Annotated in this window: 12 protein-coding genes and 2 pseudogenes; 8 read left to right on the top strand and 6 right to left on the bottom strand. The window is 58.5% G+C overall.

The window, feature by feature from the left end:
• Nucleotides 1–1,240: 1,240 nt before the first annotated feature.
• On the top strand, nt 1,241–2,128 hold the full coding sequence (locus EN807_RS30940) for a BRCT domain-containing protein (protein WP_189522633.1): 888 nt from the start codon (nt 1,241–1,243) through the stop codon (nt 2,126–2,128).
• Between the two features lie 730 nt (nt 2,129–2,858).
• Here the strand turns inward: EN807_RS30940 and EN807_RS30935 are convergent.
• The 4 genes from EN807_RS30935 to EN807_RS30920 all read right to left on the bottom strand — a co-directional run bounded on the left by EN807_RS30935 (nt 2,859) and on the right by EN807_RS30920 (nt 9,052).
• Nucleotides 2,859–4,247: a pitrilysin family protein gene (locus EN807_RS30935; protein WP_127208162.1), complete on the bottom strand. Its 1,389-nt coding sequence runs from the start codon at nt 4,245–4,247 to the stop codon at nt 2,859–2,861.
• A gap of 4 nt (nt 4,248–4,251) precedes the next feature.
• Nucleotides 4,252–5,829 (bottom strand): pitrilysin family protein, encoded by a 1,578-nt coding sequence (locus tag EN807_RS30930; protein ID WP_245485566.1) that lies wholly within the window; start codon nt 5,827–5,829, stop codon nt 4,252–4,254.
• A 1,223-nt stretch (nt 5,830–7,052) separates the two neighbouring features.
• Nucleotides 7,053–8,342, bottom strand: a complete 1,290-nt coding sequence (locus EN807_RS30925; protein ID WP_189522632.1) for a HAMP domain-containing sensor histidine kinase — start codon at nt 8,340–8,342, stop codon at nt 7,053–7,055.
• A 50-nt stretch (nt 8,343–8,392) separates the two neighbouring features.
• The gene (locus EN807_RS30920) at nt 8,393–9,052 is read right to left on the bottom strand and encodes a response regulator transcription factor (RefSeq protein WP_127208165.1); all 660 of its coding nucleotides are present in this window, start codon (nt 9,050–9,052) and stop codon (nt 8,393–8,395) included.
• A gap of 163 nt (nt 9,053–9,215) precedes the next feature.
• Here EN807_RS30920 and EN807_RS35845 point away from each other — a divergent pair, with 163 nt between their 5' ends.
• The 5 genes from EN807_RS35845 to EN807_RS30900 all read left to right on the top strand — a co-directional run bounded on the left by EN807_RS35845 (nt 9,216) and on the right by EN807_RS30900 (nt 16,100).
• On the top strand, nt 9,216–9,374 hold the full coding sequence (locus EN807_RS35845; protein WP_189522631.1) for a hypothetical protein: 159 nt from the start codon (nt 9,216–9,218) through the stop codon (nt 9,372–9,374).
• A gap of 737 nt (nt 9,375–10,111) precedes the next feature.
• The gene (locus tag EN807_RS30915; RefSeq protein ID WP_246684467.1) at nt 10,112–11,278 is read left to right on the top strand and encodes an efflux RND transporter periplasmic adaptor subunit; all 1,167 of its coding nucleotides are present in this window, start codon (nt 10,112–10,114) and stop codon (nt 11,276–11,278) included.
• A 4-nt stretch (nt 11,279–11,282) separates the two neighbouring features.
• Entirely contained in the window at nt 11,283–13,229 is a 1,947-nt protein-coding gene (locus EN807_RS30910) for a MacB family efflux pump subunit (RefSeq protein WP_135937804.1), read from the top strand.
• 321 nt (nt 13,230–13,550) lie between these two features.
• The gene (locus tag EN807_RS30905) at nt 13,551–14,951 is read left to right on the top strand and encodes an efflux transporter outer membrane subunit (protein WP_135937803.1); all 1,401 of its coding nucleotides are present in this window, start codon (nt 13,551–13,553) and stop codon (nt 14,949–14,951) included.
• 936 nt (nt 14,952–15,887) lie between these two features.
• Nucleotides 15,888–16,100 (top strand): cold-shock protein, encoded by a 213-nt coding sequence (locus EN807_RS30900; protein WP_127208168.1) that lies wholly within the window; start codon nt 15,888–15,890, stop codon nt 16,098–16,100.
• Nucleotides 16,101–16,229: 129 nt separating this feature from the next.
• On the opposite strand, the gene EN807_RS30895 is transcribed toward EN807_RS30900, so the two are convergent.
• On the bottom strand, nt 16,230–16,700 hold the full coding sequence (locus tag EN807_RS30895) for a MucR family transcriptional regulator (RefSeq protein WP_135937802.1): 471 nt from the start codon (nt 16,698–16,700) through the stop codon (nt 16,230–16,232).
• A 561-nt stretch (nt 16,701–17,261) separates the two neighbouring features.
• On the opposite strand from EN807_RS30895, the gene EN807_RS30890 reads away from it, so the two are divergent.
• Together EN807_RS30890 and EN807_RS37010 are read left to right on the top strand one after the other, a co-directional pair.
• Nucleotides 17,262–18,308, top strand: a complete 1,047-nt coding sequence (locus tag EN807_RS30890; protein ID WP_189522630.1) for a cytochrome-c peroxidase — start codon at nt 17,262–17,264, stop codon at nt 18,306–18,308.
• Nucleotides 18,309–19,944: 1,636 nt separating this feature from the next.
• A pseudogene (locus EN807_RS37010) lies at nt 19,945–20,179 on the top strand (hypothetical protein); the annotation flags it as partial.
• A 935-nt stretch (nt 20,180–21,114) separates the two neighbouring features.
• Here EN807_RS37010 and EN807_RS30880 read toward each other — a convergent pair.
• Nucleotides 21,115–22,104, bottom strand: a pseudogene (locus EN807_RS30880) (adenosine kinase); the annotation flags it as partial.
• Between the last annotated feature and the right edge of the window lie 64 nt (nt 22,105–22,168).

Here is a 22,168-nt window from a genome sequence, read left to right as displayed (position 1 = left end):
GCCCGAAGAACTGAAGTTGCGCAAGGAGATCATCACTGGCGGGTTCGAGGAGTTCCCGGTGCTCTGGTGATGCGCGGACGCCGCCGGGAATCGCGATCTTCTCCGCAATTTGCCGGCGCGCCTGGCGACAGGCTCTCTATGACAACGCGTAGCAGCGTCGTCGAAGATTCGTCTGAGGTTCCATCTCGGAAGCGTATCGATCCTCGAAACAACTCCCGGTCAAAGATTTACCGAAGGCTCGGATCAATACCGGGGCTGGCAGCGCCGTCTCCGCCAATTAGCGCTAGGTTCACTCCGGTCGAGAGTCCAGCCCGATGGATTCAGCGCGGAGAAAGCGTGCAGGTGAACGGAATCTCCATCGATGCGGGCATGTTCTACCTTGGCGGTACCTTCATCGGATCGAGTTCGGGCCGCGGCGACAATTGCCTGGTGGATCCGTCGTGCACTGTCGCGCCGTGTGGCAGCGACCTGGTGGGCGACCTCCTGCCATATTGGCCCTCTATTCGAACCTCCCTCAGATTGCCGGGCGGACCTATCTCGACTGGCTTGCGCGTGCGGAAGGAACGACCCGAGGCTCGGCATTGGTATGTCTTCCTGTTTTTCTAAGGCCTTGAGCGTCGCCTGTTCGTGGATGCCGCCACAGACGAGACGCCTGCATTGATCGCGGAGGTCAGGCGCCTCCTTTCCTCCACAGCGAAAATCATTCGTTCAAGAACTACGCGTCGAAATTCCTTGACGTGGCGGAACTCGTCAAAGACCCGAAAACCTCTCGCCCGGCACTCTCGCCCGATCTAAGGAACGGATACGAAATGCCGTTGTCCGTCAGGCTCCATCTAGGACGCAAACTCAGCTCCGCAGCTTCTTTCGACGGCACTGACGCACTCCTCTGGGTGTTGTCGCTTCCGGACACTTACCCCGATCAATAGTATGCGATGTATCGGTACAATCGCCCAACGCCGACTTGGTAGCAGCGGCTGAAGTGTGAAACAGACGAAACACGGGAGAGGGGGCGCACATGCGTGGGCCGCGAAGCGCTTGAGAAGACAGATACTTCACTGAATAATCTGGCGAACAGCGCGCCGAGCGTCGCATTGGTCAGCGGGGCCGTAGTGAAAAAAGGCGAATGCTGTCGTCTTTTTTTGATGTGTGTTCGGAGGCAATTCAGTCTTTGTGAAATTACTGCATTGTGCCGAAGACCAGTCACTAATATGTTCAGAATTGCTCTTCAGGGGAGGGGATGATGGCGGAGTTAAAGTACGGCGGATCTGCGCTTGGGCGAATACACGCCAAGAGCAACGGTCGGAAGGTCGAGGCATACTGGCTGGGTTTTCTTGAGGGTGTCCTGGCCAGCGAATCCATTGAGAGCCTGGAGGTCGCCTCGATCCGAGCCGAGGCCGAGCAGTTCCTCCAGCTTTTTGGCGACACCGACGCCGCTGATCTCATCCAGGACCTCGACACCGCATATGGGGACTACCACAGGGAGATTTTCGAGATCATCTCCGGAATCGTTGACTATCGCTTGAGGCCGTTCTCCGAAAGCAGCTCAAATGACTGCTGCAACAGGTTCTTCGGCTTTTGTGCCGGGATCGCCTGCGACAATCGCCTGAAGATCAAGGAAGTCGAAAAGCTGATCGACCGCATCGACCGGAATCCTCAGCTGCTCGAGGACGCCAGGATTGCGGCTTTGAAGGGCGTAGCTGTTAAGGCGATATCGGACGGGCATCTATCGATGGAGGAAGAAGAAGACATCGCCGAATGGATAGTTCGATTGGTCGGCGATAGCTGCACAGACACAGGATTGCCAACGTACGGGAACACGCCATCGATAGACGGCGTCCTGAGAGATGCGAGCATGTTGGTGTTCGAGAACTCGGGATTTGTGGTGACGGGTGCCTTCAGTCTGGGGCCTCGAAAAATTATCGAAGGATGGATCGTGGAGCGGGGAGGGCTTGTCTCCAAGAGCATTTCCCGCAGCACCGACTACCTGATCGTAGCCGCCATCGCCTCGCGCGATTGGCTCCACAGTCATCAGGGAACTAAGATTATCGAAGCCCGGAAGCTTCGCGAGAGTGGCGGCCGCATACATTTCGTGGAAGAGCTTACTTTCCGCAAGGCGCTGGGCTTTTAGAACGGATGCAGTTCTGGACAAAGTTTGGAGCGGCCTTAACTTGCCACGGACATTCGCCCCAATGTCCTTGAAAGAGCCAAGACGAAAGTCGACAGCCAGTCAGCCTCGGCGAAGGCTGCTTTTGACTCCTAGCTTAAGGTCCTCAACGGTCACAATCCTGCTGCTCGTTTCCTCTATCGGAACCAGTAGGTTGCACTAGAAGCGGTCATTCTTGAGCAGATTTTCTACCGTCGCCTTGTGGCCGGTCACCATTACGACTTGCTCGATTGTGAAGTCCGCCTCGGCCGCATGGCCGGAGCGATCGCAAAGCGAATTATCGACGGGATGATCTGATAGCTGTGCCCTTGAAATAGCGCACGAGGGCCTCGATTCCTCGTCTGTAGGTCGCCAATCACATTCGTTGCCTCTACTGACCAGACCGAGGCCGGAAGAGGGCAACGCGACCAAGTTCCACCGGCTCACGTCGTTCGGTGGCCTCGCCATCGGCCAGGTAAGGGAATTGAGAAGCAGCAGAGATGTGCAGACCTTTTTGTGCAAACTAACGAAAGATCATCATACGTCCTAATGCATCTTCAGGTGCAACCTCCTTCTCCCCTTTGACATGTGGTCAACTCACACGTTCCGCACTGCATGGAGTCGAACGCCTACCTAGATGTTACAAATAGACATGCATGAAAGGGCACAACGTACTTATGTGCTGTTTCTATGGCGCCCCAGAGATTATTCGCCGTCATCGGACAGCGCCGAGGCGCAGGCCAACGCCCATAATGGTGGGCTCGGCCGAAAGCAGCTTCTTCGCCGCCGCCCTGACCTGGTCGAGCGTCACCTGCTCGATGAGGGCCGGGCGGCGCTGGATGTAGTCTATGCCGAGCTTCTCGAGCTGTAACTCGACAAGCGTGGCGGAAACCGACCTGGAGGAACCCAGATGGTCGATAGCATAGGAGCCGCTCAGATACTTCTTACTCGCTTCGAGCTCGGCCGCTGTTGGCCCTGTGTCCGCCAACTCCTTGATTACTTGTCTTATCAGGTCAAGCGACTCGGTCGCCCTGTCCGCGCGCGTCGACGTGGTCACGACTAGCGTGTTGGAATGCTGGTACCTTTCCAACTTAGAGGAGACACCGTAGGCAAGGCCGCGCTTTTCGCGGACTTCCTGGAATAGACGTGAGGTCATGGGCGAGCCTCCGAGTATATTGTTTATAAGCTGCGCGGCAAAGAATTCCGGATCGCTGCGTCCGATGCCGGGAAAAGCCAGCTGGAGCGAAGTCTGGGGCAGGTTGTATGCGACCAAGATCCACTGGCCGAGCTTCGGGGTGACATCAGGTACGGGCGCGAGCGCCTGCTTCTGAGGCAAATCACCGAACAACTGGTCTAGCCTTGCACTCAGTTCCTTGGCATCAATGTCGCCGACGACCGCCACGTGTAGCCCGTCGCGGGCGAAAGCGGACTTGTGGAAGGCGCTTAGATCGGCGGCCGTTATGCGGGCGAGGCTTTGCTTGGTACCCTCGTCTGGCCTGGAATACGGATGCGTGCCGTAGAGTCTGCGCCGCCAGGCAAGCTCAGCGATTGCGTGAGGTTCCCGCTCGTTGGCGATGATTCCGGAGAGAAGCTGGGCGCGGACGCGCTCGACCGGCTCCTGATCGAAGCGGGGCCTGTTCAACGCGAGCCTGATGAGATCGAAAGCGGCGTCCTGGTGCTCGGAAAGCATGCGCATCGAGCCATGGGTGCCGTCACGTCGCGCGTCGAAGCTCATCTCGGCGCCGGCATCGTCGAGCTGCACCTGAAAGGCGTCGCTGTCGTAATGGCCGGCGCCCTCGTCGAGCAAGCCGGTCATCAAATTGACAAGCCCCTCCTTGCCGGCCGGGTCCTGGGTGGTGCCGCCGTCGAAGACCAAATCCATGGTGACGATCGGCCGCGTATGGTCTTCAACCAACCAGGCGGTGATCCCCTTTTCAGATTTCACCTCCTGGATGTTCATCGCAGCACGGGCGGTGAGAGCCGGCCAAATCAGGAAGAAAATGGACACGAGAAGGATGGCTAGCCAGGTGGTGAGGCGCGCGGCCCTCCCTCCTTCAGCCGGAGAGGCCAATGCTTGTGCAATGTTGCGGATTTGGTTTGCCATCAGATCAATTCTCTGTCTTGGGCAAGAGATAGCCGGTGGTTGAATGGTCGGACGCGAGATAGCGGGCGGCTACGGCCTTGACCTGATCTGTGGAGACCTTGCGGATGCGGTCCGGCCATTGCTGGACGTCCTGAACGTTGCCGCCGGTGGCAAGCGTCGCGCCGTAGATGTTGGCGATGAACTCCTGCTCGTCCTGGGCGAAGATTGCCGAGCGGACATAGCGGTCTTTCGCCTTGTCCAGCTCGTCGCGAGTGACGCCATCCCTGGCGATGCGGGCAACTTCGGCATCCGCCGCCGCTTCGAGATCGGCGAGCTTGGCCGCACCACGCGGCGAGCCGTAGATGATGAAGCTGGTGGCATCCAGCATGACGCCCTCGAAATAGGCGCCGACCTCGGCGGCAATGCCCTGTTTCACCACCAACTGCTGGTACAGCCGGCTGCGGGTGCCACCGCCGAGGATTTCGGCTAGCAGGTCGAGCGCCTCGGCCTCGCCGGGTGAGGCCGTACGATAGGACGGCACCACCCATTGCGTGGAAAAGCGCGGCACTGAAATGCGCTCGTTGGTCAGCGTCAATGTGCGCCTGGTGTTCTGCACCGGCTCGACCGGGCGGATGCGGGCTAGACCAGGAGCCGCCGGCACCGTTCCATACGTCTTCTCGGCCAGCGCCTTGACCGTCTCAGGCTCGACATCGCCGGCCACCACCAGCACGGCGTTGTTGGGCGTGTAATATTCGTCATAGAAGGCCTTGGCGTCGGGCCAGTCCAGCTTCTCCATCTCCTGCATCCAGCCGATGACAGGTATTCGGTAGGGCTGGTTCTGCCAGAGCGTGGCGTCGATCTCCTCCCTCAGCAGCGCCTCCGGATCGTTGTCGACACCGGAGCGGCGCTCCTCCAGAATCACATCGCGCTCGGTCTGGATATCATCATCGGTGATGCTGAGGTTGAACATGCGGTCGGCCTCGAAGCTCATCATCTGCTCTAACGCGGAAGGCGCCACCGTCTGGTAGTAGGCAGTATAGTCATAGGAGGTGAAGGCGTTGTGCGAGCCGCCGATCTCGACCACCGCGCGGTCCAACTGGCCGGCTGCATGGTTGATCGTCGCCGCCTTGAACATCAGATGCTCGACGAAATGCGCGATGCCGGATTTACCCGGCGGCTCGTCGGCGCTGCCGATCTTGTACCACACCATATGGGTGACGATCGGCGCGCGGTGATCGGGGATGACGACAACCTCCATGCCGTTGTCGAGCAGGAAAGCCGTCGCCTTGATGTCATCGGTAGCCGCCAGAACCGGAGCGGTGCTCACGAAGGCCAGCGCGGTCGCAAAAAGTGTCCCGCGCAGCCAGCCAGACTGAAGATGTGCTGATGGCTTCTGTTGTCGTGACCGGCCGATGGGCAAAGTTTGAGGCAAAGTGAGTTGTCCCTTATGTTGAGGCTGTTGCGTGCTCGTCGCACTTAGTGGGAGAGAGTGGGGCGGTGGGCAGCCCCGAGCCAGATGAGCCATCAGCATGTTGCGAGGCCTGACTCGAGCATCATCTTTTAAGTGAATCAACGTGAGGGGCATTGTTTGGTTGGTGGTCATGGGATGGCTTCTCCTTAGTCTGTGAGGCGTTTGCGGGACCGCGCACGAACCGTGCCAAACGAGAAACTCGTTTCGGCAATGGAGTAATCAGACTCTGCTATGTTGCGGATCCGACATTGTCGGACATCGAACGCCGGCTTATGGGGAAGCGCGCGCCGCTTAACACGATATCTTCCCCGTCACTTGGGGCATGGCGGTGCTCGCCAGCAGGATGAGCAGATTCACGACAGAAGATCGCTGGCGGCGTGGCTAGCGCTAGGCCCGCGCCCGTCGGCAGCGTCGCCGCGCATTGATCTTCTGCTGCAGCCCGACCGGGTTGCTGCGGCCAAATCCGGACCGCAGCAACCTACATAGGCCTAGTACTTAGCTTGCTGGTCGTCTTGTTTGTTTGATTCGAGTGGTCCTTTTTCCCACATCGTGCACTCCACAGATTCAGGGAAAATCTCACATTCCCATCCGCTTCTGTAAGTGTCGGCCGGAGCCGGAGCGGTGGTCACCAGGGCCAGCGCGATCGCAGCAAGCGTCGTTCGCAGCCACTCAGACCGAAATTTCGTCGACGGCTTCGGGAGGCCCGGGGCGGCCACATTTTTTGGTGATGGAGTCATCGTATCTTTCTCTCGTTTCATTACGTGTTTGCGCATGATCCGGTGTCGTTTGCCATTGGCGATCGGCACGTCGGACGGTATTGACAAGGTCTCCTAGTTCATAAGAATCTCCTGTCGGTTTGCTCCCCCAACAACAATCGTTCTGGCAGAGCCAGCTGACAGTAGCCTGAAAGCTACCAACGATTTGCGCGACGTGGATCCTGCGGGGCCTAAGTTTTGTTAACCACGGTATATTTTCCCATCGACAACATCAGCGACTCGGATTCGAATGCTGATAATGAAAATGAAAAAAACCGTCTAGGCGAATAGGATAGACCACTTTCTCGTTACCGAAAAAGGCCGTTGAACACGCATTATATTATCCTATAACTGGCTCGCATGTCGAATGCGGTCGAAAGTCGACGTCATGACTGAGGGCGAAGCGCCTTGGCCTTCAAAAAGGCCGCGGGATACTTGTCCCGTGCCAGTGAATCGGGATGTGGGTGCCGCGGCGAAAGCTGACTTCCTCTGGCGCGGGCCGCCGCAGGTTTGGTCACCAGCCATTCCGACATTCTCGTCGTCGACCGGCAGCGTACAAACCTTCCTTACGCCCAAGTTGGTCGCTGCAGCAAACCAGTGTCATCGAGGGATGCGAATGACCGCCTCAAAACCATCCTCGCGACCACGGGCAGGCGAAGCAAAGTCAAGAGTGCCACCTATCCGCTTGATAACCATATCAGCGATGTGTAGGCCAAGGCCTGAGCCCGCCGCTGGAGTGGCACCACGCCTAAATCGCTTTGTTATCGCTTCAAGATCTCGGAGGGGCACCACCGGTCCCGCGTTTGCAACGGCAATGGTTCCATCAGTTCGGACGGAAACTCTTGCCGGAGTATCGGGCAGTCCATGCGTGAGCGCATTCTCGATCAGGTTACGAAGGAGGATGGCAAACGCATCTACGTCTACTTTACGCATCAAAGTGGGGCAGCTGTCCACATCAAGGATTAGGCGTCCGGCATATTGCGGCTTTTTCCCAAGGTCATCGATTTCTAGCCGAACCATTTCGATAAGATCGATCGCGTGGTCTGCGATGCCGATCCCCGATTCGGCCCGCGCGAGTTGAAGCAGTTTTTCGACAAGGTGGCCAAGACTCGACAGCGATTTCTCGATACCGCGCGCACGCGTTCTCGCCGGGCCCTGCGGAATTTCGACCACTAACCTCTGCATCTGAGCGAGCGAGCCTGCGATCGGCGTGCGCAGTTCATGTGCACTATTTGTGGCGAACTCGCGTTCGGCATCGAGGGTCGTCTGCAGACGTTCGAGAAGCCGATCGACGGAGGCCGCGATGGGGGCCAATTCTGCCGGCAGGCCGCTGGATCCCATCAGTGAGAGATTGCCGCCGTCGCGCAATCCGATCTCCTGTCGCAGTACTTCGATGGGCGCCAGCGACCGCCGGATCACGAACCATAAGAGGGCTATACTAAAGGGCAGGATCACGACCACCGAAACTAAGACGAAATTGAAGACGTGCAATCGGCCGCTATTGACTGTCTGGCGGCGAACATGGAGTGGTTCGGCCACCTGAAGAAAGTTGCCAGGTTGGACCTCCAGTGTATAGACGCGGTCAGTAACGGTTTGCGAAAAGCCTTTACGCAGTGGAGCATCAGGGAACGGCTTCACGTCTCCCAAAATCAAGATCACTTTCCCGCGTTTCCAAAGCTTGTACCGGTAGGTCCAAAATTTTTCGAAATTGGGTGCACTTTGAAGCGTGTTACGAATGGAATCGTCGTCCCATTTCCCTTTCAGCACTTCAATCATTGTTGGCTCCATCTTCTTGGCAGCTAGCTCCAGGAACTCGTCGGAGAGTTCGTTGCTAACTTTGCTCAGGCTGAACCAAGCACTGGCGACGACGGAAAACCAGGCCAGAAGCATTGCGCCGCCTAGCCACAGTATCAGCCTGCGGGTTATGCTGTGCGGGTTCGTCATGTGACTACGAACCTGTACCCGAAGCCACGCACTGTCGCTATTCGGTCCGCGCCGATCTTCTTGCGGATCCGGCTAACATACACCTCCACGGTATTGCTCTCAATTTCCGAACCTAAGGAAAAGAGTACGTCCTCGATCTTCGCCTTCGAAACTACCGTCCGGGGCCGGCACAGAAGGCAGTTGAGAACTGTCCATTCGCGTGCAGTCAGGTAGACCGTCTGCCCATCGCGGACGACCCGCCGCTCGGCCGAGTGTATGGACAGCGTCCCGACAGAATACATCGGCTCCGGGAACTGCCCATGACTACGCGCCACGGCGTGAATGCGCGCGGAAAGTTCGCCGAGATCGAACGGCTTGACCAAATAGTCGGCGGCACCTGCGTTGAGCCCCTTGATGCGGTCCGAGACCTGATCGCGAGCTGTCACGATGATGACCGGTGTCGATTCAAGCCTCCTCCTCATCTCCCGCACGTAGTCTATGCCGTTGCCGTCTGGCAGGTGAATGTCGAGCAGAACAAGCTCGTAGGAGACCACACTTGCGTAGCCCCGCGCTTCGGACAGGTCCTTGGCCCAATCGACCGCGTGGCCATCAGCCATCGTATTTTCGCGTACAGCACTGCCAAGGTCCTTGTCGTCTTCGACGAGCAGTATGTGCATCAGAGGTGCCGAGCTCCAGTTCGAGGGCAGGATCCTTACCTTACTGACAGAACCTGACGCTACGCTGAACCCCCCTTGGCACAAATGTCTGGAAGCTTTCAGGCTGCTGTCAGCTACGGGTGTCAGAAGGGCCGTCATTGGAACAAACGATTAGAAGGCCATTATGAACGCCATCCTGATCTCGGCACATTTTCTTAACGCAACCACCGTCGTCGCTGCACTGGCCGGCGGCAAATCCGACGTTGGGATCGCCGAATGGCGGCCCCGCCAAACGGTACTGACCAAGCTTGAATCGGCCCGAAGGCAGATACAGTCGCTTTAGACGGAAGACGGCTCGTCCGATGCCGTTGAGTCGCTGGCGGACCTCATCATCGAAAATTCCGCCTTTTACATGTGCCTGCAATGCCAAGGATCCACTGTCATATCCTCAGTACATGATTCTCAAGCCTGAACGCGCCATCTCGGCCAATCCATTGGGAGCACCGAAGGTGATTGCTTTGCTGACCTAGACAGCACTCGTGGCCATGACCGTCTGGTTACAAGTGACGCCTTTCGAGCATCCAAAGGGTCGAGGAGGCCCGTGACCGCCTGCTGATCTTATGCCGGCTCAAATCGAGTTGATATCGGCGGCGCCCTCGGAAGCTTCAGTACAGCCAGAACGTCGTTCGAGCCATGCCACTCAGATGTATGCGTGCGCCTCTCATGCGTCGCTTGACAGGAAACCGTTCCCAGAATGCGGCCAAAGCAAAAGTCCAAAATTCGCAATTGCATTGGAAGGAGCGTTGTTCCGGCGAGCCTTCTCTTCGGTCCAATCGCGTTAGCGCTGGGCCTGCTGCTGCTAATTGCCTCCAAAGACAATGAATGCTCGCCCGGTGCTTCACTATCATCTTCACAGCCGCCGTGTGCCCGCGTTCGCAATCACGCTTCCGCGTCGGTCGCCACTTCTCAGCAGAAAAAGCTCTTGCCGGAGCCATCTCTGTTCGGGTCGGTCAATGAGAGTCAATGCCGCTTCCGCGGCAAGCCATGGCAAAAACAATGTCTTCTGAGAGGAGCCGAGCGTTGCTGAAGGGTAAAAAAAGGATGCTCGTCTGGGGCTTAGGAATCGTCCCGGTGGCGTTTGCTATCGCTTCCGCGACCGGAGCTTTCGAACACAAAACGCGCGATCATGTCCTCACGCAACGCGTGATACTCGGTTCGGTCGAGGAGAGTGTCCTTGCGAACGGTGTTCTGGCACCTCTCCGTGAGGTTAGGGTTGGCGCCCAAACGTCGGGCCAATTGAAGGCACTGCATGTAAAGCTCGGTCAAGCTGTCAAGTTTGGAGACTTGATCGCCGAAATTGACCCTACGAAAGAGCAGCACAAACTACTCACCGCCCAAGCCAACCTCGTCAGTGCCAACGCGAGCCGCAAGGAAGCCGGAATACGACTGAAAGAGGCCGAATTGGAGTTCCTGAGACAGAAGACCCTGAGCCGGAACAAGGCAGGATCGGCGGCCGAACTGGAGAAAGCGCAAGCGATGTTTTTTGCGCAAGAGGCGTCAGTCGAGCAACTTGAAGCGCAGATCGATGAGAAGACGCTCGCGGTTGAGGAGGCTCGTGCAACCCTCGACCACACGAAGCTAAGCGCGCCCATGGACGGCGTCGTTGTTGCTGTGCTGGCTCAAGAGGGTCAAACGTTGAACTCAAGCCAGGCCGTGCCGGCGATTGTGGTTCTTGCACAGCTCGACGTCATGCGGGTGAGCGTGCAGATATCGGAGATCGATATAGCGCGTGTAAAGCCAGGCCAGAACCTCCGCTTCACAATCCTGGGGGGCACTCGAGACCCTATTTCAGGCGTATTGGAAGAGATAGAGCCCGCGCCTCCATCGATTGCCGATGATAGCATGCCGAGCTCCAGAAAAATCGAAGCGGCGGCAGTCTACTACAACGGCCTCTTTTCCACACCGAACCCGGAAGGGCGGCTTCGGCCAAAGATGAACGCCTTGGTTACGGTTATTTCCGGCCAGGCCGAGAACGTACCACTCGTAGCATGGTCGGCTCTGACGGAGCCTGATGCGCATGGTCGCTACCGCGTGCAGCTTCGCACGCCAACCGGCGAACTCGCCGAGCGCCTGGTGACAATAGGTTTGACCGACAAAATCAAGGCGCAGGTACTCGATGGCCTCTCCGTCGGTGATGAAGTTGTCATCCCTGCCGTGGGAACGGGAACCAATGTTGGCCCGTGGTGATGAAATGACTGCACTCCTGGAAATCGAGAACGTCTCGCGGGTTTTCGCTGCCGGAGACGAGACCATTATGGCGCTGGCCGGCGTCAGCCTTTCTATCGCTGGTGGCGAACTGGTGGCGATCGTTGGCGCAAGCGGTTCGGGCAAAACGACGCTAATGAACATCCTGGGTTGCTTGGACCAGCCGAGTTCTGGTGACTATCGCGTCGGCGGCCGCAGCGTTGCCGGCCTGACCGCGGACCATCTTGCCGCGTTGAGACGGGAACATTTCGGCTTCATCTTCCAACACTATCAGCTTCTTGGAACGCTGAGCGCGGCCGACAACGTGGCGATGCCCGCTGTCTATGCCGGCCTCGACGCCGGCTCACGCCGGGAAAGGTCGAGATCTCTTCTGCGCAGGCTGGGTCTCGGTGATCGTCTCGACCATCGTCCGAACCAGCTGTCCGGCGGCCAGCAACAGAGGGTTTCGATTGCCCGCGCATTGATGAATGGCGGCCGCATCATACTTGCCGACGAGCCGACAGGGGCGCTAGACAGGAAGAGCGGCGAAACCGTCCTCGATACGTTGAAGGAACTTCACACCGACGGTCATACCATCATCATCGTGACTCACGACATGGAGATCGCAAGTCACGCTGACCGCATCATTGAAATCCGAGAAGGAGTGATCCTTTCCGACCGCCGGACGCGGGATCAGAAGACTAATGCGCCGCCGGCGTTCCAAGACAGCAGGCCCGTCGGTTCGCTCTCGGGGTTCAGGCGTCGCCTGGTGCAAGCCTTTCCGATGGCGATACGATCGATGGCTGCCGATCGCGTGCGTACCTTCCTCACAATGCTCAGCATCATTATCGGCATTGCGGCAGTTGTGGCGACCGTCGGTTTCGGCGAGGGCGCCCGTCAGAAAATTCTGCGCGATTTGGGAGGATTTGGAGCCAGCACCCTGCAGATCTCTCCCGGGCGCCATTTTGGTGACAAGGGTGCTTCGAGCATCAAGACCCTGGTCGTCTCGGATGCCGATGCGCTCGCCCACCACTCCTACGTCGATAGCGTGACCCCGGAAGTCCGAACATCCGCACAAATTGGTTTTGGGCCCATCTCCGTCGCGGCGACAGTCACCGGCGTCGGCCAGGATTATTTTAAGGTCAAAGCTCTCAAGTTGCTGAAGGGCTCATTCTTTTCAGCCGGAGCTATCTCTGAGCGCAGCCAGGAAGCGGTGATCAATGACAGGATGGCCGCAACTCTCTTCCCTAACGACGAATCGCCGCTCGGAAACATCCTCCTGATCGGGCGTGTTCCCGTCATTATTATTGGCGTCTTTGCGCCCCCACCGGCGTTTCGGTTTGACAGCCGGCTGGAGGTCTTACTTCCTTATACGGCCGTGAAAGGCAGACTTGAGGGTGCCGATTCAAGTCTTGACGTCCTGACGGTTCGGGTCGCCGATTCTGTCGACACGGCTGTCGCCGAGCGCGCCGTCGTCGGCCTGATAACTCGTCGGCATGGCACAAAGGACTTCATTGTTGACAACCTAGATCAGTGGCTTAAGTCGGTTGAAGGCACATCTCAGACAATATGGCAACTGACCTCCTTCGTGGCTGCGATCTCGCTGCTTGTCGGAGGCATTGGTGTCATGAACATGATGCTGATCTCCGCTACGGAACGGACCCGCGAGATCGGCTTGCGCATGGCCGTTGGAGCGCGCCGGATCGACATCATGCTTCAGTTCCTGATTGAGGCCGTCACAATATGCACCGCCGGTTCAATTCTCGGGGTGGCACTCGCGCTCGGCATCGCAACCGTATTGGGCGGGCCGGGCAGCGAGTTTGCGATGATTATCTCCGCCAACGCTATTGTCGTTGCCTGCGCAGTAGCGCTCTGGATCGGTCTGATCTTTGGCTTCCTTCCTGCCCGTAATGCATCTCGCCTGAATCCCGTAGATGCGCTGTCAAGAGACTGAAAAATGACGCTCGTCCGATGGATCTTACCCTTGTCCTTTGTTGCTCGCGGGTTGCACCAGCCTGTCGAGCACATATCCTGGCCCCGAACTCCCCGCGGCGGCCCGCTGGCCAATCGCTGCGGAAGCAAGTGCTATCCACGCCACGGCAGACCACTGCTGGCTGACGTTCGAGCTTTTTATCAACGAAAACGACGAGGTCCTCATCATGGCTGCTGGCGCTAACAAGCCTCTCATTGGCGGTCTGCATCCGCCTCATCTTTCTTCGCCGGCCGCAACGCCTTGCGCCTAGGTCCCGTTAGACGCGCGCTCAAGAGATTGAAAATGAAGCCCATCAGACTGATCGTACCCGGCTGCCTTGTCTTGCTCGCCGGTTGCAGCCTATCGAGCACATATCTTCGCCCCGAACTTCCAGCCGGGCCCCACTGGTCGACCGCTGCGGCTGGAGGCGCTGCACAGGCCAGCAACGACCACTGGTGGCTGGCGTTCGGAGACGCCAATCTCGACAAGCTTGTCAGCGACGTCATCGGCCGAAATAATGAAGTCCTCATCGCGGCTGCTAACGCTTATCCTGCCCGACTTCAGGCAGATATCGCTGCGCACGCCTTACTCCCCAAGCTGGACGGCCAGGTCGGCGGGAGCACCAGCCAATCTCTCAACGACAAGGTCGCCTCGTCGTCGTGGTCGGCTTCCACCAGTGTATCTTATGAGATTGATCTGTGGGGCAAGCTTGCGGCAAAGAGGGACAAGGCGGATTTTGAGGCTTCCGCGACAGCGGAAGATTACGAAAACGCGCGCCTCCTAGCTATCGCCGGAACCGTCGACGCGTATTTCACGATCGCGCACGCCAATCAGTCGCTCGCGTCGGCGGAAACCAGCCTTGCCCATGCCAAGCAGACTCGGGCGCTTGTGCGCGCCCAGGTTGCGGCCGGTGCAGTTTCATACCTAGACCTCAAGCAGGCCGAGCAAAAGGTCGAGGAGCTGGCGGCGGCGGTTTCGACGCGCAAACAGGAGCGCCTTGTACTGCGGAACGCCCTCGTTGGGCTCTTGAATGGCGCATCTAACCCTGTTCCAGAGCCGCAGCGCCTGCCGAGCAAGAAGCTGCCCCCGATCCAGGCTGGGCTGCCGGCCGACCTTCTCGCACGTCGCCCAGACTTGCGAGCCGCCGAGGCAAGGCTCCGTGCCATGCTGAAGAACGTTGATGAAACTCGGGCTAGTTTCTATCCGGCGATTTCACTCACCGGCACACTCGGCACCGGCGGCGAGCAATTGCTCGCGTTCATCTCCAATCCCGTTGCTAGGTTAGGTGCAAACGCTGCCTTGTCCTTCCTCAATTTCAAGGACATGAAGCTGCAGGTTGCGGTTTCGAGGGCACAGTATGAAAAAGAGGTCCTCAGATTCCGCGCTACTTTGCTCACGGCCTTCTCCGAAGTTGCCAATTCACTCGGTGCACGGGCCGAATATGCCGAACGGGTGCAACGCCTTCACAATGTCCTAGCGGCCGCGCAGGAAATTGAGCAGCTGCACGAGACCCGTTACCGGTCGGGTGCTATCCGCCTCACTACTTGGCTCGAGGCGCAGGAGGGCCGCCGCGCAGCTGAGACAGCGCTTGCCGATGCCCGTCTCGCCCAGCTGCTCAACGAATCGAAGCTGTACCGCATTCTGGGCGGCAGCGCTGCCAGATCCGGACCGGATGGCCGGAGCAATCAAAGGCGGGCTAGCTGAACGGCGTAGCGTCGAGCTGGCAGATCCCCTCCCGAGATGCCTTGCGGCGTCTTAAAGGAACTATCCAAAGATGAACCGCAGTTCAGCAAAATTCTGCGCCAAATATTGAAGCCTATGGAGTCGCAGAAGTTGCTGGCTACGCGTGGGCGTGAATCCGCTTGTGACACTGCAACGCCTCAGCTAAGGATGCCCACCGAAGCTTGGAATCAAACATCCAGTTGAGGCGGAACTGTCGCCACGTCGATTTACGGACCACCCTCGGCAGAACTCCTTGCACGGGTCACTTAGGGTTACTCAAGGCAGCCGCACGCCCGTCGACGCGCTCTGCTCGTCGCAGGGCCCGGATTGTCTTTCCTTCGGGAAGGTCCAATTCATCTGCCTGAATACGGCCGGCGGCTGCGTGTCGCCTCTACACATTTGCTACCCAACAGCAGCTTGATCCTGCTCAATCTCACGCGCACCAACCGGCACGCCGGATTGTGGAATCTCTCTCGGGCAGCTCCTATCACAAACACCAAGGTCCTCAGATCAAGTAGGAAGTGGCCGGTCGACTCGGCGATTGCTTCTGATTTCGGAGACCTGATGGTCCGACGATCAGCGGCCGTGGCGTTAGCGCGCGCCGCCCGTGGTTGCTGGGTCGTCAGCGCATCCTTGCCCACATAGGTAGATGGCAGGTCCCATGATACGATTCGAAAACCAGTGGTAGACGGGGTTCTGCAGAAGCGTTGCAGGTATCGCTTGTCTCTTTAGGCGTTACGAGCGCCAGCGCGGGAGATGCTTCCTGCGATAGGGGGCGGTCATGAGGACCTTGCGAGCCGCTTTGCGATTTGAACCGGGGCTTTTCAATTTTCGCTTTTGCTGCCCCTAAAATCTCGGATATGAAACGGACTGGCTTATGGCCTGCCCACATTGCAATCGTTACAAAGGAATACGACTATGGCGACCGGAACGGTAAAGTGGTTCAACAGCACCAAAGGATTTGGATTTATCCAGCCCGACAATGGCGGTCAGGATGTTTTCGTCCACATTTCCGCTGTGGAACGCGCGGGACTCTCGACCCTCACTGACGGCCAGAAGATCAACTATGAGATCGAACAGGACCGCCGCACTGGCAAGTCGTCTGCCAGCAACCTCAGCAAAGTTGGCTGAATTTCTCCTGCGCCCGGGCAAGGGCGGAATGACCGGCACGTAACGAAAGCAAGGCGGGGATGGTCCCCGCCTTTTCACGTTCTATGCCGATGCAGCCGCGGTCCAGACGAATCTATTAGAATAGATGAATCAAGCTGCGACCTTCTTGCGGGTCCGCTTTACAGCAGCCGGCGCTGACGTTTCCGGCTCTTTGGGTCTGCGGCCGAGCCCCATAGTCTTGGCCAATGCCGAGCGTGCCGCAGCATAATTCGGTGCGACCATGGGATAATCCGCGGGCAGCCCCCATTTGGCGCGATATTCGTCCGGGGTCATACCATGGTGGGTCGACAGATGGCGCCTTAGTGATTTGAATTTGTTCCCGTCCTCAAGGGAGATGATGTAGTCCGGTGTCACCGACTTCCTGATCGGGACAGCAGGCTTCAAAGCCTGCAGCTCTTTCTGGGAGACACTTCCTACCCTGCCTTCCAGTGCCGCGTGCACTTGGCTGATCAGTGCAGGGAGGTCCGCCACCGGGACCGGATTGTTGGAGACATAGGCTGAGACGACATCGGCGGTAAGCTGGATGAGGTTCTCGATGTTTTTGTAGGCTTCTTCTGTCATGAAACTCTCCGGGCGGATTTGAACCATAGTCGGCGAAGCGTCGCTTCTAGTGGCGGTTTCCGCTTAAGGCAACCAATGTCTCGACATGATTATTTCGATGGTCGTCCAGCATCGAGATCATCGAGTCGTATCACGCGATCGCGAACGCTGATCTGCCTGGTAATGGCTGTCCCGCAACTGGTTGCTGATTGACTTTCATTTCCGATCTCGTCCATTTGAATTCGGAACAGGAGGAGCCGAAGACGCACAAAGCTTAACTTCGATAACATGAGCCGTGCATTCGACGCGCCAGAAAACCTTCGGCCGCATGAAACACGTTGGCGTTGCTGTGGCATTGTGGCGACGAGCCGTGGAACCTTGAGCACCAAATTGCGTGGCGCGGGCCCCACCTGTTGGAATCCGCTGTCGGAGCGGTGGACACCCCCAAATACGGCTTCTGCCGCTCGATTCCATATCGAACCTGGCCGCAGGCCCTATCCTCTCGATCCGCTGATCTAGCGCAAGGCGTCCGCCAACCTAATGTGGAGAATGGTTTCCGTGCACACCGCAAGGAAACCATTTATGAAAGTTCTGTTCATTGCGATGGCGGTTGCGTTGCCGGCAGCCACCGCGTTTGCTGCGCAACTGATCCCCGACCTCAAAGAAGCAGCACTGGCCACCTTCAAGCCCTTGCCATACACACCGACGGTCGCCAACCCGATCACACCGGAGAAGATCGCCCTCGGCAAGGCGCTGTTCTTTGATACACGACTGTCGTCGTCAGGCGTCTTCTCGTGCAACTCGTGCCACAACTTGGCGACCGGCGGCGACGACAATCATGAAACTTCAATCGGCCATGCTTGGCAGAAGGGGCGGCGTAACGCGCCGACCGTGTTTAACTCTGTCTTCAACAAAGCGCAGTTCTGGGATGGTCGCGCCAAAGACCTGAGGGCTCAGGCCAAAGGACCGATACAAGCCGGTGACGAAATGGCCAACACACCGGACCAAGTCGTCGAAACGCTCAAGTCGATGCCGCAATATGTCGATTGGTTCAATGCAGCTTTCCCTGGTGAGGTCGATCGCGTCACCTTCGACAACTTAGCCAAGGCGATCGAAGCCTTTGAGACCACACTGGTCACGCCCGCCCCCTTCGACGCTTTCCTCAATGGCGACGCCGCCGCCATGAGTTCTGAACAGAAACAGGGCCTGAAGCTTTTCATGGACAAGGGCTGCTCATCTTGCCATGCCGGTACCAACCTTGGCGGGGAAGGCTACTACCCATTCGGCCTTGTTGAGAAGCCTAGCGTCGACGTTCTGCCGGAGAACGACAAAGGCCGACTTGCCGTCACCGATGCAGCCGAGGATTCCTATGTTTTCCGCGTTGCGCCGCTGCGCAACGTGGCACTCACCGCGCCATATTTCCATTCTGGCAAGGTTTGGGATCTGAGGCGGGCCGTCACCATCATGGCGGCCACCCAGCTCGGCGAAGAACTGACGGACGAACAAATCGACCTGCTCGTTGCATTCCTTGGCTCGCTGACCGGAGAGGTTCCTAAGATAACCTACCCCATCTTACCCGCCGAAACGGCGACAACACCTCGACCTCAATCGCAAATCTTGGGTAAATGAACGGCGGAGTTGGCACGGAAGTCTATCGTTGGAAGAGGCGATCGCGCTGCATGAGAACACAAGTGCCTAGCCTGATCCCAATTAAAGACGGCTTCCGTCGCCAGCTCTTGGGCAACAGTTAAGTTTCTGGAGTGAGTCGGACCGGGAAATGTGCAAGCGGCTTTTCTTCCACTGCTCGACAGCAGCTTCTGCGAGCTGAGGCTTTCTCTCGTGTCAGGTGTTCATGCGCGGCAGCGCCTGAATCCGCCGATCACTGTGCGGCCCAGACGAGCCCGAGTGTTGAACGACGCTTCGCCTGAACCAGTGCGCGGCGATCGCTGGCCGGCATGGAGCCGTCCCGAACACATGCCGAGCGGATTGGTTCTTGCTCGCAACGCAACCACCGAACGAGGCCCGCGGGCCCACCCTTGATCAGCAGGCCTGCGCATCCGCCGAAAGCAAGCCAGGCCTGCCCGACTACGTGGTCCTACATCCAGTGCCGGGTCCGCGCCGACAGGGAGCGCAGCTCGCTCCAAGCTCATAAGCTGCACAGCACCAGTCAGACCGCTGCCGCGTGGTCGTCGCCCTGCGCGAACCTTCGCCCGTCATCATTTAGCGAATGCGTCGAGATTGCCCGCGCCCGCTTGGTTGCCGACGCAAGCCGCTCACGGAGGCGAGCCATTGAGATGCGTTAGGAGCCCTTTACGCTGCGACCCGCATCAACCACTTGAGAGCCACAGCGACGGCCAGGGCCCGCAGAGGGAATTGACGATCGCTGACGAGCAGCCAAAGCGCGGGCTGGTTTCATCGGCGAATGGTGCCGTGACCGCCAGTTGCCGCCTTTCGAATACAAGGTCGAGTTTGAGGCCTATTGGGACGACCAGCTCGCCTTCGGTGGCGAGAGAGCTAGGTCGCCGACCGGGGCGAGAGGCAAATTATCTCCACAAGTGGCAACGTTCTTCTCAGTGGCTCCAACGCCGATTGCATCCAATCCAATGATCCGGGCAATCAGCGCATCCTAGCTTCTGCCGCGGCTCAATCGTCTTCCGCACGAGCCGATCTCATCCCGAGCCGAAAGCCGGCTTCGCGTTCGGTGATGTCAGATGTCCGACAATGTCGGACACGCAACACAGCTGAGTCCGCTTAATCACTGCCCCCAAACGGTTTCCTGATTTGGCACGGTGCATGCGTGGTCATGAAACCGCGCACGGACAACGAGAAGCCATGATCACCTAACCAAAAAAATACTGCCCGGTTCTCCTGGACGGGCACCCAATGTCGAGCAGGCGCATGAACCGCCTGCCATCCGATGCCGTCTCAGGTCGCGCTTGCCATTGGCGGGGTCCGGGGAGCTTCAATCACATCGAACATCGTTTGAGCCATGATCACTGGGCTAAAGCGTGCCCCTGAAGCGCACGTCGCCTGACAGGAAGCGGTCTGAAATGCGGCCAAAGCAAACGTCCAAAATTCGCAAATGCACACTCGGGTGCGTTGTTCGGGTCGGTCTTCTCTTCGGCCCCATCGCAATAGCCGTGAGCCTGACGCTGCTACTACCTGCCTCGGAGAGGGACAATGATGGTCGCCTGGTATCTCACCGTCATCTTCATCTCCGCGTGTCCCTGTTCGCGATCCCTGGAGCAGGGATTTTCTAGCTGGGCGACGTCGATTTGCTGACTGAATTTTTAGGGTAAACTCAAGAGGCAGCCTTGGCCTATGGTGAAATCATGTGCGCTACCCTGCGCCAGGGGCGGGGATTGTCGGCGCCCGATGGCATGATCGCCGCAATTGCACGTATAAACGGCGGCCGTGTCGCTACCCGGAATCCGACAGATTTCGAGATGACGGGACTAGAGCTGGCTCGCCGTGGAAACCATAAACGGCCCAGAAAGTAGCGGTGAGGGCGTTAGTCGCGCTTGCAACCGTCCGCTTCCGAGCCCGAATCGATGTGCCGCATGCCAGCGATTTGTTTGAACAAGGCCATCGCTACCGCGCATCCACCGCGTAGCGATCTGCGCCACTTCGTCAGAACGGCCAACCGCCCGAGCTGCTGGTAGAGCCGGCTGCGCCAAGGATTCCGGCCAGGAGAATGAGCGGCTCGGCCTCGCCGGAGGTGCGGCCGTGTGATAGGATGGCGCCATCCAATCCGTGGAAGAGCCGATCGCCGAAACGCGCGTGTCGGTCAGCGTCACGTTGCGATGTTCTGCTCTGGCTCGACCGGGTTCGGTCATGGCAGGCTGGTGATGTTCAACGTCACCTATTCCCTGGGGAACGCCACTATCACCAAGACTGAAAGTAAGATCGCCAGCGCCGCATCAAAGATATTCTGCTATCGTACCCGGATGGGCTGCACGAAGTGATGCGTGCGGCAGTATCAGGCGCACCGCACCACATCTAACGGCTCTGCATTCGAATCGCTGAGGACTATCGGAAAGATGGTGGCGATGGAGTGCTGCTCGATGACGCCGAGGCATTTGATGCTCATCGAGCAATGTCGGGAAATCAGGAGCAAGGCAACACCGCGCTTGGTTAGGCGACGAGCTCAGAACCGCCATAGCGACCTGAACGAAGGGCCCGGAGCTTCCGATGAAAAGCGAATCCGCCGCTATCAGCACAGTATCCGAGCAATCCGGGTTGCACCGTACCGTCATGCGCCTAAATGGACACGCTTGATCTCGCCGAAATTGAACTCTGGTTAGCTGAAAGCGCCTAAAAGGTCGATCGCCTGAACGGCGCGATCACGGGCCGAAAGCCGCCACTAAAGGGGCATGCGCGTGCGACATTTCAATTTACCTGCGCTCCCCAACCAGCCGTTGGAAATATTTAGATGGACCAGCCCCGCCTGCTCAGCCTCGCGGCGCAAATTCTGCCTCGGCCTTGGCCCGATCTGCTGGATGACGAGCCCGGCCGCCAGCGAGCCGAGATCGCCGCAATGCTTCAGGCTGCGCCCTTGCGTGTAACCGTAGAGGAAGCCGGCGGCATAGAGGTCTCCGGCGCCGGTGGTGTCGACCAGCTCCCGGATTTTGGTCGCCTCGACGGTGACGGTCTCGTCGCCGCGCACGATGACCGAGCCCATTTCCGAGCGGGTAACCGCGGCGATCTTGCAGTCCTTGCGGATCTGGCCCAGCGCCTCGTCGAAGGAGGCGGTCTGGTAGAGCGCCTTGATCTCATGGCTGTTGGCAAAGACGATGTCGACGGTGCCTGAGCGCATCAGGTCCTGAAACTCGTCGCGATAACGGTCGACGCAGAACGAATCCGACAATGTCATCGACACTTCGCGCCCGGCTGCATGGGCGAGCTTCGCCGTCTGCCGGAACGCTTCCTTGGCGCGCGGCGGGTCCCACAGATAGCCCTCGAAATAGGTGACCGCGGCGCCCGACGCCTTGTCGGCCTCGACATCCTCCGGGCCGAGTTCGACGCAAGCGCCGAGATAGGTGTTCATCGAGCGCTCGCCGTCCGGCGTGACGAAGATCATCGAGCGCGCCGTCGGCGGTTCGCCGTTGAGCGGCCTGGTGTCGAAGGCGACGCCCTGGGCATGCATGTCATGCGCGTAGATTTCGCCAAGCGTGTCGTTCGAGACCTTGCCGAAGAAGGCGGCGCGACCGCCGAAGCTGGCGACGCCCGCCGCCGTGTTGCCGGCGCTGCCGCCGGAGGTTTCGATGGCCGGGCCCATGCGGCTGTAGAGCAGCTCGGCGCGCCTTGTGTCGATCAGGTTCATCGCGCCCTTGATGATGCCGTTGGTTTCGAGGAATTCCTCCTCGCACTGGGCGATGATGTCGACAATGGCATTGCCGATGCAAAGCACGTCATAATCCGGCATCAATATCTCCGCCAACGAGTCACCGGCTTTCTGCTATGCCGGCCGCGGCCGGGTTTTTTTGGCA

Source organism: Mesorhizobium sp. M5C.F.Ca.ET.164.01.1.1, assembly GCF_004792125.1.
GTDB lineage: Bacteria > Pseudomonadota > Alphaproteobacteria > Rhizobiales > Rhizobiaceae > Mesorhizobium > Mesorhizobium wenxiniae.
Note: the sequence above shows the minus strand (reverse complement) of the source record. Positions and strands in the feature narration are given on the sequence as shown.